This window comes from Candidatus Paceibacterota bacterium, assembly GCA_035652395.1.
Classification (GTDB): domain Bacteria; phylum Patescibacteriota; class Minisyncoccia; order Phycocordibacterales; family CAJBRS01; genus JADGRH01.
The window spans coordinates 387,876-404,951 of record DASRDX010000009.1 but is presented as its reverse complement, the minus strand read 5'-3'; the positions used below and the strand labels follow the sequence as shown (position 1 = coordinate 404,951).

Sequence of the window (17,076 nt, the reverse complement as noted above, 5' to 3'; positions counted from 1 at the left end):
CGGCGCCTCTAAAAATCTCATGCTAAAAATTTTCAAGACTTTAAAACTGGTCATTTTAATTTCCATACTTCTGATACCGCTTTCTATTTTTGCCGCCGTCATGCAGAGCAGCTCATACAAGATTCAGTCTGATAGTTTGAATATTGGAGGTGGTTTTAGCACCAGTAGTAACTATAGACAAGAAAGTACGGTGGGGGAGGTAGGAACCGGTTTCAGCTCAAGTACCAACTATCGTCTAAGCGCCGGCTATCAGGCCTTACAGACTAACTACATTTCTGTATCTAATACAGTTAATATTTCCTTACCGAACATTAGCGGCATTTCCGGTGGATCCGTGCAAGCCCAATCGGATTGGATAGTGGTTACAGATGATCCGGCAGGCTATCAACTTTCTATCGTGGCATCTACTACTCCCGCCCTAAAATCTACCAGCACCAGCGCTTCAATTACGGATTACGCCCCCGCCGGCGCTGCCCCTGATTTTCTTTTTAGTGTTGGAGCAGCTTCCTCCACTTTTGGTTTTTCCCCTCATGGTTCAGACGTAATCTCCCGCTATCGCAATAATGGTAGTGCCTGCAACACTGGTTCTACGGATACGACGGACCGATGTTGGGACGGTATGTCTACGAGTCCCAAAACTATTGCTCTCGGCACTACCAATAATCAGCCAAACGGGGCCACCACTTCCGTTAAGTATCAGGTAGGAATCGGTTCCAATAAGATTCAGGAAGCCGGTACTTATCAGGCTTCAGTAACGGTTACTGCCGTGGCTCTATAGTATGTCCTTTAGAAATGTCTTTTTAATAGGGGCCATTATTGTTGGATGGTCTCTATTTTTATCGTTTTTTGCAGTGTCGGCCGCTTTAGCGGCCGACACTGCCTCCGTTGTTGAGTTACAGGTCCATAATTGCAATAACAACAACATCTGTGAACCCCAATTCGGCGAGACCTATGGCGGATGTCCTTTAGATTGTAATGCCTCTTCTACTCCGGCGCCTTCTGCAAACATTAACTACGGACCGGCTCCGCTCACTGCCGTTACTTCTTCCGGTATTTCGAGCGCCGTTTTACCTCAAAGCATTAAAGTTATTAATCTCTTCGACACCTCTGTTTTAATAGAATGGCAAACGACTGGAGAATCAATCGGATTATTAAATTGGGGCAAGACTGCCGATACAGAGAAAGGAGGAGTGACCGAAATTAATTACGGTATAAATCATCAGATTGAGCTTGATTATCTGGAACCTGCCACCCTTTATTATTTTAAGATTCAGTCTACCGATCGAAAGGGTCAATCGAGTTTTGTCGGTCCAATTCCATTTCTTACCTTAAGCCCTTTTCAATCACCAATTAATATCTTGAACTTCTCATATCAGTTAGTCGGATCATCGGTTAAATTAACGTGGCAGTATTCTTCGGAGCAACCCTTTCGAGATTTAGTCCTCACTCGTTCCGATTTTAATTATCCAATTGACTCGGCACATGGCAAAGAAATTTATAAGGGCACGGGCACTTCCGTTACGGATGGGCCGCTCCAAATTAATCACGATTATTATTATGCCGCTTTCGTGGAAAATATTGACGGTAATTTTTCCTCCGGTGCACTGTTACATCTGCGAATCATACCAGCTCTTAATAATCGGAATGAACAGGTCTTTGTTGCTACCAGTTCTACAAGTATTTTATCTCCGACTTCAAAGAACTTATTCCGAATTAGCATAGAACAGAACAATGAACAGAAATATTTTTACAATAATCTAGCACAAGTAGAGGGTAATAATTCAATTAAGTTCATTGTATCTACCGAAAGTCTGCCAGAGAATTTTTATCAAGTGATCTTAAGTGTCCAAGATGAAAAGGATTTCAATAAGTTTAATGTATACAATTTAACCCGAGAGGGGAGTAACAATACTTTTGAAGCTTTGATACCGGCATATCATAAAATCGGCTTGTATGAATTTTTTATTAGCGCTGTGGATGCTAACGGCACGACCCTGATTCAACAAAAAGGAAAGCTCCAAACAATTCCGCCTTCAGAAGATTCCGGTTTTTTAAATAAACTACAATTTCCTGGATGGAGTTGGCTTTGGATCCTCTTAATCATTCTTTTGATGCTGGAATTAATTTGGCGATAACTTAGGAAAAGAAAAAGGGAATTATAGAAATTGACTCACAAGACAGATGAAGGGGCGCGGGCTTTGCCCGCGCCCCTTCATCTGTGGATAACTTTCTTCTTTTTTCTCCTCGCCAATCCAGCTTTATTTCGCAAGCTATTTTAGCCATAAAGTTGTCAAGTTTAAACTCAAAATCACTTGCCAAAGCTTTCAGGTAGGTTATAATTTTAGACGAGGGATAAAAGTCTAGTTCAGGACTCTAAATTGAACGAGGGGGATATATTTCAGAGGGATTCTGAAATGGTCCATAGGCTTATAAGAAACCGACAACTGAATACGTTTTTCGTAAGGTCCCTCATACTTACACTCCTTACCACTGGGAGTATTTTTTTATCTATTTTTTCAGATGGGACTTTAGTTCAAGCCGCCATCAATCAACAGGTTAATTATCAAGGCAAGTTGACCAACGCTTCAAACGTTGCCGTCGCCGATGGTCTCTATAACATAACTTTCAAACTCTACACCGTTTCAACCGGAGGCGCCGCTATTTGGACGGAAGCTGACACTGGAGCAAATAAAATTCAGGTAACAAGCGGACTCTTCAGTGTGATGCTCGGCTCTACTACGCCGCTTACCGGAATCAATTTTAATCAGACCCTTTATCTTGGAGTAACGGTGGAATCAGATTCGGAAATGACGCCGCGAAAAATTATCGGTGCTGTGCCGGCCGCCATTGAAGCCTATAATCTCGGCGGCGCATCTTCAACGCAATACTTACGCAATGATCAGGCCGGAGTTCTTTTTGCTTCCTCAACGCAAACGGCCCTCGCTATCACGCAAATCGGTTCAGGAAATATTTTCTCGGCGGGAAATAATTCCTCCACGTTTCTTTCAGTTTTGAATAACGGCAATGTTGGCATTGGTACCTCCACGCCTGGATCGAAATTAGATGTCTGGGGAAACTTGAATGTGGCCACAGGTACGACTCCAACTTTGTTTGTAAACACAGCTACAGGAAATGTTGGCATTGGTACCACCACTGCCGGCTATGCTTTGACCGTTGCTGGAACAAGTAACTACACCCAACCCCTTTATTTTAATGGCATATCTGCTCTTCTGGCTACAGGAACGAAGAGTTTTTATTTAGCTGGAGCAACTCCAACAACGACCGCTGCAGTTACCGGCGGAAACAACTTTTTTGCTGAGAGCAGTGCGGGCGCAAACAACACCACTGGAAACAATAATGTATTTATTGGTTTAACTGCCGGGTCAAAAAACACTACGGGTCGAGACAATATTTTCTTAGGCAGTGGTGCAGGCAACACTACCACCAGCGGTTATGAAAATATTTTTCTAGGAAATAGCGCCGGATATTACAATACAACCGGATTTGATAATACCTTCTTAGGAATTGGTGCTGGAATCCAGAATACAATAGGACAATCAAATAATTTTATTGGTAACTATGCAGGAGCAAATAATACCAGTGGCAGTTCAAACTCTGGTATAGGCCAGGAAATCTTAGGAGGATATGCTTGGAATCAGGGTGCCACCCCAGGTCCAATTTCAAATAACATTGCAATGGGAGACATGGGAGGAGGAAGTCTAGTTACAGGATCCAACAATGTTTTCTTGGGAATGAATACCGGCGCTAGTATGGTCACAGGATCCAACAATGTTTTATTAGGATATAACGCTGGAGCCAGTCTAGACAATAGTAGTAATAACATTCTAATTGGATATCTTGCTTCATCCATATTGGCTAGTGCCAATAATTTTCTTAATATTGGAGGGGCTTTGTACGGAAATCTTTCTACGGGAAACATAGGAATTGGCACAACCACTCCTTCACAAAGACTAGACATTTGGGGCAACCTAAATGTTGCAACAAGTTCAACTCCTACCTTTTTGGTAAATACGGCGACAGGAAAAGTTGGCATCGGCACCTCCACCCCTACCACCAATCTTTCTGTAGCTGGAAGTGGACTCTTTACTGGTCTAACCACAATCTCCGGCGCCGGCACTTCTACTATTACCGATAGTTTAGGAATTAGCGGTTCACTTTCTTTAACTAAAACTTTGTTCGATGGCTCCGCTACAGCCGGCACTCTCGGAATGGTTCTTCAGACTACCGGCACATCTACTAGATGGGTTGCTACTTCTACACTGGGCATTAGTGGGGGATCCGGTATAACTAGTTTGAATGGTTTGAGTGGAGCCAGCCAAACTTTTGCCACTACCACCACCGGCACGGATTTCTCAATCGTATCTTCCGGATCCACTCATACGTTTAATATGCCAAGCGCCTCGGCTTCAAATAGGGGACTATTAACTTCTGCAGACTGGAGTACTTTTAATGGCAAACAAGCTGCCATCACCGCGGGCACAGGTCTTTCATTTACCGGAAATACTTTAAATAGTGTCTGGACCACAAGCGGAAACAATATTTTCAACAATAATACTGCAAACGTTGGTATTGGCACATCGAGTCCAATTGCCACGCTTAGTGTCAAAGGTACATCTGGCACTAATCCATTCATTGTCGCCTCTTCCACAGATAGTCATCTATTTGCCATATCTCAGAATGGGCACGTCGGTATAGGAGTAAATGCGTCCACCCTTTCAAATAATGCCCCCATGCTTGTTGTAGCCGGAGATCCGACCACAAGTCTTGGACTTCAAGTAGGAACTGGTTCTAATAATTATAATTTCTACACAAACGGATTCAACGATTTGAATGCCAACGGAGCGGCAATGTTTAGAATCTATGGACAATCAGGAATACAATTTAGAACTCAATCAACCGACCCTGCAGTTACCTTATTAAATACTGGCAATTTTGGCATCGGCACTACCACTCCTTCACAGAAATTAGATCTTTGGGGAAATTTAAACGTAGCCACGGGTACCACCCCAGCTTTATTTGTGAACACTGCGACTGGAATGGTCGGGGTGGGAAGCAGTAACCCTACTGCTCCATTGGTTATTTCAAATGGCATAAACAATGGCGGCACTTTTGGAACTACAACTATTTTCAACAACGTGACGGGTTCACAAAACGCTCTCATAACTAGAATTCAAGATGGTTTGATTGATATGGGAGCCACGTACCTTAGTTCACCTATTAGTACCGATCTTAGTTTCTCAACCAGAGCATCTGGAGGAAACCTGAGCGAAGGAATGAGACTTACCAGTGCTGGAAGATTAGGAGTTGGCTCAACTACACCTTTTGCCACTCTCTCAGTCACTGGCGTAGGTGCCTCCGATCCGTTTGTAGTGGCTTCATCAACAGGTACTCAGTTATTTCGCATCTTGACTAACGGAAACGTTGGAGTCGGCACTACCACTCCATCTTCTAAACTTTCGGTCGGAGGCGACATAAATTTCACCGGTGCTCTTACGCCAAATGGTAATGCCGGCACTACTGGGCAAGTCCTTCAGTCAGCGGGGGCAGGGGTGGCGCCAACTTGGGTTTCTACTTCGACTCTGTTGGCTAACGACTTTCAACAAAACGGGAACTCGTTCGGAGCTCTCGCTACCCTTGGAACGATTGACAACAACTCTTTAGCTTTCAAAACTTTCAATCAAGAAAGAATGCGATTGGATACAAACGGTAACTTAGGGGTTGGCACATCTTCTCCTTCACAGCGATTGGATGTCTGGGGAAATTTCAACGTCGCCACTTCATCTACTTCACTATTCATTGCAAACACGGCGGTAGGGAAGATTGGTATCGGTACCTCCTCTCCTTCTCAATTAGTGGATATTTGGGGCAACCTGAATATCGCCACTTCTTCCACCCCGCTTTTCTCGGCAAACACTGCCACCGGCAAAATTGGAATTGGCACCGCTAGTCCAAATAGTACGGTAGATATTGCTTCAGCCAACGTTACTACTGCCGGTAGCGTATTCGGTAATTTGAATGTCTATACCACCAACGCCCAAGCGGCAGATGTCGGAGCTTCCATTACTTTAGGTGGCTACAATGACAGCCCCGCTACTGCTCTTCGAGTCTTTGGCACCATTGAAGCTCGCAAAGAAGATGCCACAAACGGTGTAACTAATAGCTACTTAAGTTTTAAGAACAACACTACCGGCGGTCTGGGAGAAAAAATGCGTATTACTTCAGCCGGTAGTGTTGGCATCGGAAGCTCTACTCCAATTGCCACTTTGGCTGTTAAAGGTTACGGAGGCATTAATCCATTTATTATTGCCTCTTCTACTAACACCCAACTTTTAACTTTGCTTCAAAATGGTAATTTCGGTATTAGCACTTCTACGCCAGGACAGACTTTAACGGTGGCTGGGACAGCGGTAGTCATGACTCCAACTAACTCATCCACCGCCTTTCAGGTTCAAAACAGTCAAGGTGCACCAATCTTTGTAGTAGATACTACTTCAAACAACCTGCTGACTAACCCAGGTTTTGAAGTAAATGCCGCCGGTTGGGCCATTACTGCTGGCACCGGTTCTACTACCCGTGTGACCACCAACAAGTATCACGGTGTTAGCTCTCTGGCAGTAGGGGATTCGGCCACGGCTTCCTCCGGCGCCAAAACCACCTTATTTACTAGTGCTTTAAGCTCGGCTACTCAATACACTTTATCTTTTTATTCTCAAGCTTCCGGTGCCAACTTTACTATCCGAGCCGGCATCGCAAGCGACGGTGTAAATGAACAAACCTGTACCTTAAATGACACTACTGTAGTTACTGGTGGATGGAAAAGATTCTATTGTACTTTTACTTCAGGAACTATTTCAGGCAGCCCATACATTTTCATTGAACAGACCGATGCTAACGGTCGTACCTTTTATCTTGATGCCGTTCAACTTCAGACTGGCGCCATCGCCACCTCATATCAGATTGGTTCAACTCAACTTCGTGGCGTAGTTAATGCTCCGGTTTCTTTCCAATCAACTACTAATTCCGTAACAGCCCTGCAGATTCAAGGATCCACTGGAAACACTAACTTGTTCGTGGCGGACACTTTGAATGGAATAATTAACGTCGGCACTTCTACCGGTACATCGCGACTTTCCATTCAAGGATTGGCCGGTGCTAACGACCTGTTAGACATTGCCTCATCAACCGGTACCTCTGCACTGCACATTTCATTTAACGGTAATGTCGGTGTCGGCTCCTCCACTCCATTTGCCACCTTAGCCGTTACTGGTATTGCTGGCGCCACCAACCCATTTATGGTGGCTTCTTCCACGAATGCTCAACTCTTAACTCTGCGACCAAATGGTTTCTTTGGTGTTGGCTCGAGTACTCCGTTCGCCACTCTTGGGGTAACAGGTGTTGGAGGAGCCAACATGTCACTTCTGGTTGCTTCCTCTTCCGGCGCTCAACAACTTTACATTGCTGCAAATGGAAATATTGGAATTGGTGGTACAAGCACTATTCCCCGAACCTTTGTTGATCTCGAAGACGCTGACCTTGGAGCAGGAGCGGCTGGCCGAACCCTAACAATAGGCCGCAATACCAATGCTTCAAACGGTGCCGGTTCAATTAACTTAATATCCCGAACAGGAATTGATAAATTCATCTGGTCTGACAGTTCCGGAAACGTTCGTGTTTCCACTTCTTCACCAACCAATGCCAACGACGCCTCCGGTGTAGTAATTGGCGCCCAAACCTCCACTCGAGATACTAAGCAAGATATTACTGATTACTCCGACTACAATGGCGCTTTGAAAATGATTTTGGATTCTCCCCTCCACTACTTCCGATACAAGAACGAAGTCGAAGGCTATGGTTCGAATAGCCCGTTGGCTAAGAAACGTATTGGATACATCGCTGATGAAGTGGATCCGCAATTCATGTGGGGAAATGTTATTGATCAAGTTTCAGTAAACGGTTTGTTGATGGCTTCAGTAAAATCTCTCTATGCCAGTTTCTCTTCAAGTACCGCTTCCACAACTGCACGCCTTGACGCTCAAGATGCTTTCAATGCTTCCACTACCGCTGCACTTTCTGCCATCGATATACGGGTAAAGAGTTTGGAAGATTTGCAGACAAGCGGGGGAGTAACAGTTTCAAGTGGACTCGGTTCAGAAATTCTTTCTACCTTGCAGTCATTTGGTTCTGAAATTGTGGACGGTATTTCATATTTGAAGAATGTATTCGCTCAACATCTCACCACACAGAATTTAACAATCAAAGGTAAAGATGTTTCTAAAACCGGTTTCACCATTTACGATCGAGGAACCGGCTCACCAATCTGTGTTTACTTTATGAATGGTGAAATGAAGAGTGACCCGGGTGAATGTCCGGATTCAACCAGCACCTCAACCGATCAGGTAGCGAATGTCGGAGCAGGTAGCGGAAACATTATTACAATTGATTCAAATAACAACACTGTAGTAGTACCGGATAATACCAACAATACTTCCGGCAGTTCTACTCCAGTTGCCACTTCTACTGTTTCCAATGGAGACGAGAGCTCTCCCGTGAACTCCACAGAAATTTTACCTAATCCTGTTCCATTACCGCCGGCAGTGGATACCGGTATTGGTGCGAGTGTCGATAATTCAGGAGGGGAGGGATCGGGAGGTAGTCTTCCCGTTTCTACGGATATTTCAATTAGCAATCCTTAATTAAAGATTATGGAGATTATTTTGCATTTAATAACATACGCTCGGGTAATATTGAGCTTTTTTGGCTAATTATTAACTGACCCAGCCGCTTAAAGGCGGTCATTTCAGCGCCTTTAAGCGGCTGGGCCGGTCAACTCAAAAAGCTGGCTCAATTAAGCCGTTGTTTTGACTACTTTTTCTCTTTCAAAGCCTCTTGCGCTCATATATAATTCTAAGTACACTAGTACCCAAGAGGGATTCAGTTAATGAATCATAACCCAGTTTTTAATAAAGTTTTAGGCTCTTTATTCTTAATAAGCGTCCTATTCCTAAACGTCTCTAAAGTAGAGGCGGCCTCTTCTGTTGGAAGTACCTCTTTTTTTAATTCGAACTCTGCCATCATTAATTCCATTAAAGATGCGGCACACCTTTACGGAACCTTGCCGACCCAAGTGGCAAATAGCTACAGTGGTTTAGGGCAACAAGGGATTAACATGGAAGCTTCCGTGCTTTCTTCCATCAGTGATTTCCTGAAACATTTCTTTGATCTCTTTAAAAAGCCCGCACCCATCTCAACCACTACCTCCTCGATTGTCATTCAGCCAAATACAGGAAATCAGAATAATTATCAACCATCTACGATCTCAAATGTAACTACATATTCTAAAAATCAACCAGTCACTATTGTCGATCCGCAAAAAACTACCATCATCCAATCTGGTGTCACGGAAAAAGAACTTAACCAAAAGCTTTCAAATCTAGATCAAGAGTTGCGCACTCTAATTTTTGGCGCGCAAAGTGGATCGGCGCCAAATCAGCCGGCACCGATCACCAACAACTACATCACATATTCTGGAGGTTCTGCTCCAATCGGCTCTTGGACCGGTCCCTCAAACTCCGACATTACTAATATCCAAAACCAAATTAATAATTTCTTTAACGGCTTTTCTACTTCAACCATTGCCGGAAATCTATACACTGGGGGAAATCTCACCGTCAATCACGATCTCACCGTCAACGGCAACTTCAATGTCTCTGGCACCACCACCTTCACCAACACTCAGAACGTCAACAATCTAAACGCTTCAAGTTCTAACATTACCAATCTCATCTTCACCAATGCGACTGGCACTAATCTCTCCCTAGCCAATCTATCAAGCACCAACAATCTCTTCACTAGTGCTACCTCTACCAATCTCTTCTCCACCAATCTAAATGGTACCAACGGCAATGTCTCAAATTTTATTTTTGGCAATGCGACCGGGACAAACTTATTTAGTACTAGAATTACAAGTACGTCCGGAAACTTCACCAGTGCCACTTCCTCCAACTTCTTTGCCAATAATGCCAACTTTACTAATTTAACTTTTACTAATTCTACTTCTACCGGTGCTAATGTGGCCGCCTACTTTGTGGCTACAGACGGCGCGGCCAACTCTACCTTTGCCGGCAATGTCGGGATTGGAACAACAAATCCAACCGCTAAGCTCTATGTTGAGAATGATTTAGACAATGCAACTGTGGAAATTTTTCGACTCCAAAATGCGGGCACCAATGCCGGCAATACAGGAGAATATCTAACTTTCTACAGCACGAACAACGAGAACGCCCGGATCGAAGGGAGATCTAATTCTTTGCGTTTTGGCACCGGCTCCAGTGGCTCTGAACGAATGAGAATCGATGCGAATGGCAATGTAGGGATCGGTACGACTAGTCCGGGATCTAAATTAGATGTATACAATGGTATTATCCAAAGCTCTGGAGCCTCTGGCGGTGATGTTGAAGTTTTAAATCCTACTAATCAATCAGCAAGTGTAGGTCTTTCTTGGTTAAGCAATATTGCAAGAATCCGTTATGGCGGAACAGGTTCTGGTAACCAAGGCGGTTTCCAAATTCAGGGAACAGGAAATGCTATTAAATGGGCAATTGACGACAGTGGCAACTCTACTCAGCCCGGCACTTTAACTGTAAGTGGGGCTGGGAATAGTTCAGTTGCGGGCAACCTCGGCATTGCCACCACCACTCCTTTTGAAAAGGTAACAGTCGTGGGTAACGGATATTTTACCGGGAACGTCACCGCTTCTAACTTCATAAACTCCGGAAATGCTACTACCACGGGCACCGAGACAGCCGGGAACTTTGTGGCGACGAATGCTTCCGCCACTTCCACTTTTGCCGGATCAATAGTGGCGAGCAATGGGCAGATTACAGGAGGAGCAGGCGGCTTGACCATGTATGCTGGAGGAACGAATCAGAATATCACTTTAGCTCCAAGCGGGAGTGGAGTGGTGACCCTCTTTCCAATAAATGGAGGACATTATTTCAAGAATCAGGGCACTCACGAATTAGATATCGGGATAGGAGGGAATGACGTCCTTCTCTTAAAGGATGCCGGTAACAACTCAACTCTAGTCTCCGCAGGTTTAGGTCTTGGTAGCAATAATTTTAACAACACCCCATCTCGCTGGACTACGGCGGGAATAGTTTTTGGTACTGGCTCAACACCTGATATCGGTTTAACCAGAAATGCTGCCGGGATTTTTGAAATCAACAACGGCTCTGCCGGCACTTTCCGCGACTTAATTGTCCGCAATCTCTCTCTTGGCACTACTTCTCAATCCTCAACACTGACTCTCCAAGCAGTGGCGGGGAAGGACGCAGTTGAGATTGCCTCCTCGACGGGTACGTCATTATTTCACATTACTCAAGCGGGAAATGTCGGGATTGGAACAACAAACACTTCAAAAAAACTTACAGTAACAGGCACAACCCGATTAAACTGGCCAGACGGGTTCGGCAACCCCGCCTTCGATAACGGAGGTGTACAAATTATGATTAATGGTTCTAATCAAGGCACAACTTACTATACGACCGACCCTACTTATACGGTCAACTTTGCTGATCTTCTAACATCAACTGGCCGATTAGCATCTATATCCTTCAATCAACAAGCTGGTAATTTCTTAGAGATTAATAATGCAACGTCTGGACCAATTAGGCTGCTTACAAACGGATCGGAAAGAATGAGAATTGATTCATCGGGCAATGTCGGCATTGGGACAAGCACGCCTTTAGCTAAACTCGCTGTTGCAGGAGGAGTTCATATTGGAGGGGTCAGTGATCCTGGAACAAATAATTTACTTGTTGATGGAACTATTGAAACATTAAATGGTGGAGCCATTCGGAGCGGCAATGGTGGACTGAGCGGTATGATTCAAATTAACGGTGCTACAAGAATAATTTCTTCAGATAGTGGAAACATTTTATTTAGTGCCAATATATTAACTCCGTCTGGAGGTCAAGACCTCGGCGCTGCAGGAAGTCAGGGATGGCGAGATCTTTACTTACTTCGCAATGCCACTATAGGAGGTACGATTGCAGTTACAGGCACGAGCACATTTACAGGCAACGTCGGGATTGGGACGAGTAGTCCAACTGCAAATCTCCATGTAGCAGGTGTTGGAGGAGGTGCCATTTCCAATGGCTCAAATCCACTTTTATATGTTCAATCAACAAGTTCGTACGGCGGAATGAGTTTTGGAGCTCCTACTGGCCAAAATGTTTTTCTTGAGCTTTTACAAGGTACAACCAAGTACGGCTTGCTGCACATGAATGCAGGCGCTGGGCGTATTGAATTGGGCTCAATGCAGAATTATCCTCTAACACTTGGCGCATCTTCTAATAATACATTCAATCAACAAGTCACTATTTTGCCGAGTGGCAACGTCGGGATTGGAACGACGAATCCTCAGTATAAACTTGATGTAAATGGGGGTGCCAATTTTAATACAATAGCTAACTTCAATAATGAAGGCGGCTCTTTCATTGGACGAGCTAACTCCATTATGGAATTAGGATCTATTAGTGATATTGGATTTATTCCAAATAATGGAGGACAGAATGGCACTCAAGCATTGATTATAAAATCTTCAGGGAATGTGGGAATTGGAACAACGACGCCTGGTTCCAAACTCGACGTCTGGGGGAACTTGAATGTAGCGACGGGAACCACACCGGCCCTATTTGTGAATACGGCGACGGGGAATGTGGGAATAGGTACAAATAGTCCTCAGAACTTCTTAAATATTGGTGGGTCAGTACCAAATGGTTACTGGTACGGAAGTAATATAGGGGCCCCGGTGACAGGAATATTTCAATCAGATAGCAACACTACTCTGGCCAACAACATACCAGCACTAACTCTATATAATTTTGATGAGACAGCAAACAATTTTAACCAAATAGTTTTTGCTTCTCGCGACCTCCCCGGAAACGCTGTAGGAATCGCTTCTATTGCGGCTCAAGCTGGAACAAGAAATGGCAATTGGGGAACTGGCCAACTCATTTTTTCAACTTCCCGAACGGGTGTAGGCAATACTGAAGCGATGAGAATTGATGGAAATGGCAATGTCGGGATTGGAACAACAACCCCCTCTACACCTCTAAGTGTTGCGTATTCAGATAATAATTTTGTAAACGGTCTTACTATTCGAAATGCTAATACTGGATCCAGTGCCTTTTCAGGAGTACAAGTTGTCCGCGCCGATGGGACGAACGGAGGTTTCGGTCTAGTTAATAGTAATTGGGCATTTTCTTTTCCAAATACCGCCCAATTTTATTCTAATGTCGGTTTAGCTTTTACTTCGGACAATACTAGTGGTAATTCCCCAACAAATAGTATAAGTTTTGCTACCGGAGCCTTAACACGAATGACCATTCTCGCTTCAGGCAACGTCGGGATTGGAACCTCCTCTCCTTCTCAAAAACTGGATGTCTGGGGCAACTTAAATGTAGCCACTGGAACGACGCCGGCCTTGTTTGTGAATACCGCGACAGGGAACGTAGGCATCGGTACTACAAACCCCGGATCACCGTTATCGGTTGAGCCAACTTCTAGACCAACAAATGGTTGGATTACCAAGATGCTTTATTCCGGACTGACTACAGCAGGAGGTTCAAATACGGTCGGTTATGTATTAGGAAGAGATGCCTCAAACTATAATCTTGCGTCAATTGATTTTAATTATGTAGGAACAAATTCAACATCAAACTATACATCGTTTGGTATGTATGGACTTGCTACTCCCGCTATTGTGTACAATGGTGCTGGTAACGTCGGCATTGGGACGAGCACTCCAACGTATCCTTTAACTGTTTCTGCTGCAGGAACAGATGTGGCGCGATTTTATGGTAGCGCCGGCACTGCTCAGTGTACGGTAGTGGCAGGAACAGGATGGTCATGTTCTTCAGATGAGCGATTGAAGCAGAATATTAATCCGCTATCAGATTCTCTGAATAAAGTTCTAGCTTTGCAGGGAGTGACCTATAACTGGAGACAAGGAGATACGACCACTACGCAAGTTGGCTTTATCGCTCAGGATGTGGAGAAGACCATTCCGGAGTTGGTACGAACCGATGCCAATGGCTATAAATCCCTTCTCTATGCCCAGGTAGGGCCATACTTAGTAGAAGCCATAAAAGGACTAAATCAGAAAGTGGATGATAAGAATGCGTCGACTACGGCGGCATTCGCTTCGCTCGACTTGCGAGTGAAGAGTTTGGAGAGTCTGAATATTGGGGGAGGGGCCGCCGCCGGAGGCGGCGGCCCAGGTCTCGGAGCCGATCTTCTTTCGGCGCTCCAATCCTTTGGTGCTGAAATGCTAAACGGTATTGCTTATGTCTCGCATCTGTTTACCAAGCAGCTTACAGTGGGTGCGCCTTCTCATCCAAACGGCATCACTCTTTACGATCAGGTAACCGGTGATCCATATTGCGTCGTTATTCGAAATGGTGCGATGGTAAACGTAGCGGGGGAATGTCAGGACGTTACGGCTACTTCAACCACTCAAGGAAGCGGCACCGTCATTACTGTTGATTCCAACAACAATACCGTAGTAGTGCCAGACAACACTTCTGGAAGCTCTAATGGGTCAACCATAAGCTCTACTTCTACTGATTCCATCGCCTCAACTTCTCCTAATTCAACTATCTCCGGAACAAGCACTGATCCCGCTCCAGAGCCGCTTCCATCAGAACCAGCGCCTCCAACGGATTCAGGGAGCTCCACTTCATAAGAATTGAGGAAGAGGGCGGCCGCGAAGCGGCCGCCCTCTTTCAATTGGGAGGGAAGCTCTGAAATGCTATAATTTTTGTATGAAAAAAATTCGTGTAGCTATTAATGGTGCCGGCCGTATTGGCCGAGCATTCTATAAAGTAGCCAGTAAAAGACCGGAGATTGAAATTGTCGCTCTCAATGATCTCGGTGATATTGAAAACATTGCCTATCTATTAAAATACGACACTGTTTATGGCCGGAGTGGCTTGCAGATTGAAATTGCTCCTGACAGACAGAGCCTGACTATTGATGGAAAAAATGTTAAATTTCTGAGCCAAAAAGACCCCGCTCAACTTCCTTGGAAAGATTTAGATATCGATGTAGTAGTGGAGTCAACGGGCTTCTTTACGAGTTTTGAAAAATCCAAACCTCATCTTGATGCCGGCGCTAAACGAGTAGTAATCAGCGCTCCAGTAAAAGAAGATGCTTCTGCCGGCGCTCCGACTGTGCTGATGGGAGTGAATGAAGCGGCCCTGAAAGGCGTTCAAATTAGTTCAAATGCTTCCTGCACCACTAATTCGGCTAGCCCGATTCTAGCCATTCTTGACGAAACCATTGGAATCGAAAAAGCCATTCTCACCACCGTTCACGGATACACTGCCAGCCAATCAATTGTGGACGGACCGAACAAGAAAGACTGGAAAGAGGGCCGCGCAGCGGCCCAAAATATCGTACCGACTTCTACCGGCTCCGCCATCGCCACCGCCAAAGCCCTGACTCAATTCGAAGGGAAGTTTGATGGCATTTCTATGCGAGTACCCGTGCCGGCCGGTTCAATTGCTGACATCACTTTTATTTCCAAACGACCTACTTCAGTTGAGGAAGTTAATTCTATTTTAACTAAAGCGGCTACTGACCCGCGCTGGCAGAAAGTATTTACGGTGGTGACTGATCAAATTGTTTCCAGCGACATCCTCGGCGAATCTCATGCCGCCATTGCCGATCTCGGACTGACCCGCGTTATTGATGGTAATTTAGTGAAGGTTCTCTCATGGTATGACAACGAAATGGGGTACACACACTCCCTTGTTGAACATGTTATCGAAGCTGGCAAGTTAATCTAAAATTAAATGAAGATTTTTATAGCTTCAGACCACGCTGGATTTAAATTAAAGGATGTTCTGATTCCGTTTTTGAAACAGGAAGGGCATGAGGTGGTAGATATGGGCGCTTTTGTTTATAAGATGGGCGACGATTATCCTGATTTTATTAAATTAGCGGCAGAAAAAGTCTCGGAAGATCCGGAAAATACTCGCGGAATTATTCTGGGTGCTTCGGGGCAAGGGGAGGCAATTGTGGCTAATAAATTCCCTGGCGTTCGAGCAGTTGTCTATTATGGGGGCAATCGGGAGATTATTAAGCTCTCTCGCAATCATAATGATGCCAATATCCTCTCCCTCGGTGCCAGATTTCTAAATGAAAAGGAAGCTAAGGAAATGGTAAGGCTTTGGCTTGGGGCGAAATTCTTGGTAGATGAAGAGCGGCACCCAAGGCGAATTGAGAAAATCAAAGAAATTGAATCAGTGACTATGAAAAGTCAGAAAACTATTTTCAGAAGATTGTTACATAAGGTAACCCGAAAAAAATAATGGCAGAAATCATTCCCGCCATAATGCCGGAAAGTTATGAAGACTTGCGAGAAAAACTGGCGCAAGTCTCGACGACCGTACCAGTAGTTCAAATTGACGTAATGGATGGACGGTTTGTGAGCTCCAAGAGCTGGCCGTACAATTTGCATGCTGATCCTGATTTTGAAAAAGTCCTGCATGAAGAAGAGGGGTTACCATTTTGGGATCGATTAGACTTTGAAATAGATTTGATGGTAGATAACCCAGAACACGAAGCCAGCAAGTGGATAACCGCCGGAGCCAGCAGAGTAGCGGTTCATTTGGAGAGCGTTAAAGGTGATTTGAGAGAGGTTTTAGAAGACCTTAAAAACGATGGAGTGGAAGTGGGACTTGGCTTGGATTTGGAAACGCCGATTGAAGAAGCTTTGTCATTTTTAGATTATGTAGACTTTGTTCAATTAATGGGGATTGCCCAGATTGGCTACCAAGGGCAGCCATTTGATGAGAGAGTGGTGGAGAGGGTGAGGGAATTGAAGGAGAGATCGCCGTCGACTGTTATTAGTGTCGACGGCGGAGTGAATTCTGAGTCGGCGCCGGCTTTAATCGCCGCCGGCGCCGACCGTCTAGTCATCGGTTCCGCTATCTTTGAAAGTGGAGATATTGAGGGAGCTATTACCGATTTTCAAAATCTTTAAATGTT

At 44.7% G+C, this 17,076-nt stretch carries 7 protein-coding genes; all 7 read left to right on the top strand.

All coding sequences use genetic code 11. The annotated features are described in order from the left end of the window. Positions 1 to 19: 19 nt before the first annotated feature. The gene (locus VFA52_02375; GenBank protein HZS43044.1) at positions 20 to 778 is read left to right on the top strand and encodes a hypothetical protein; all 759 of its coding nucleotides are present in this window, start codon (positions 20 to 22) and stop codon (positions 776 to 778) included. Position 779: 1 nt separating this feature from the next. Continuing rightward, positions 780 to 2,135 (top strand): fibronectin type III domain-containing protein, encoded by a 1,356-nt coding sequence (locus VFA52_02370; protein ID HZS43043.1) that lies wholly within the window; start codon positions 780 to 782, stop codon positions 2,133 to 2,135. A gap of 279 nt (positions 2,136 to 2,414) precedes the next feature. Then, positions 2,415 to 8,714, top strand: coding sequence for a hypothetical protein (locus VFA52_02365; GenBank protein HZS43042.1), 6,300 nt, complete (start codon positions 2,415 to 2,417; stop codon positions 8,712 to 8,714). Between the two features lie 245 nt (positions 8,715 to 8,959). Further along, entirely contained in the window at positions 8,960 to 14,767 is a 5,808-nt protein-coding gene (locus VFA52_02360) for a tail fiber domain-containing protein (protein ID HZS43041.1), read from the top strand. 79 nt (positions 14,768 to 14,846) lie between these two features. Then, positions 14,847 to 15,872: a glyceraldehyde 3-phosphate dehydrogenase NAD-binding domain-containing protein gene (locus tag VFA52_02355; GenBank protein ID HZS43040.1), complete on the top strand. Its 1,026-nt coding sequence runs from the start codon at positions 14,847 to 14,849 to the stop codon at positions 15,870 to 15,872. Positions 15,873 to 15,878: 6 nt separating this feature from the next. Further along, positions 15,879 to 16,397 (top strand): RpiB/LacA/LacB family sugar-phosphate isomerase, encoded by a 519-nt coding sequence (locus VFA52_02350; protein HZS43039.1) that lies wholly within the window; start codon positions 15,879 to 15,881, stop codon positions 16,395 to 16,397. Next, complete coding sequence (locus VFA52_02345) at positions 16,397 to 17,071, top strand: hypothetical protein (protein ID HZS43038.1); 675 nt, start codon at positions 16,397 to 16,399, stop codon at positions 17,069 to 17,071. The genes VFA52_02350 and VFA52_02345 overlap by 1 nt, the downstream gene beginning before the upstream one ends. The last annotated feature ends 5 nt before the right edge of the window (positions 17,072 to 17,076 follow it).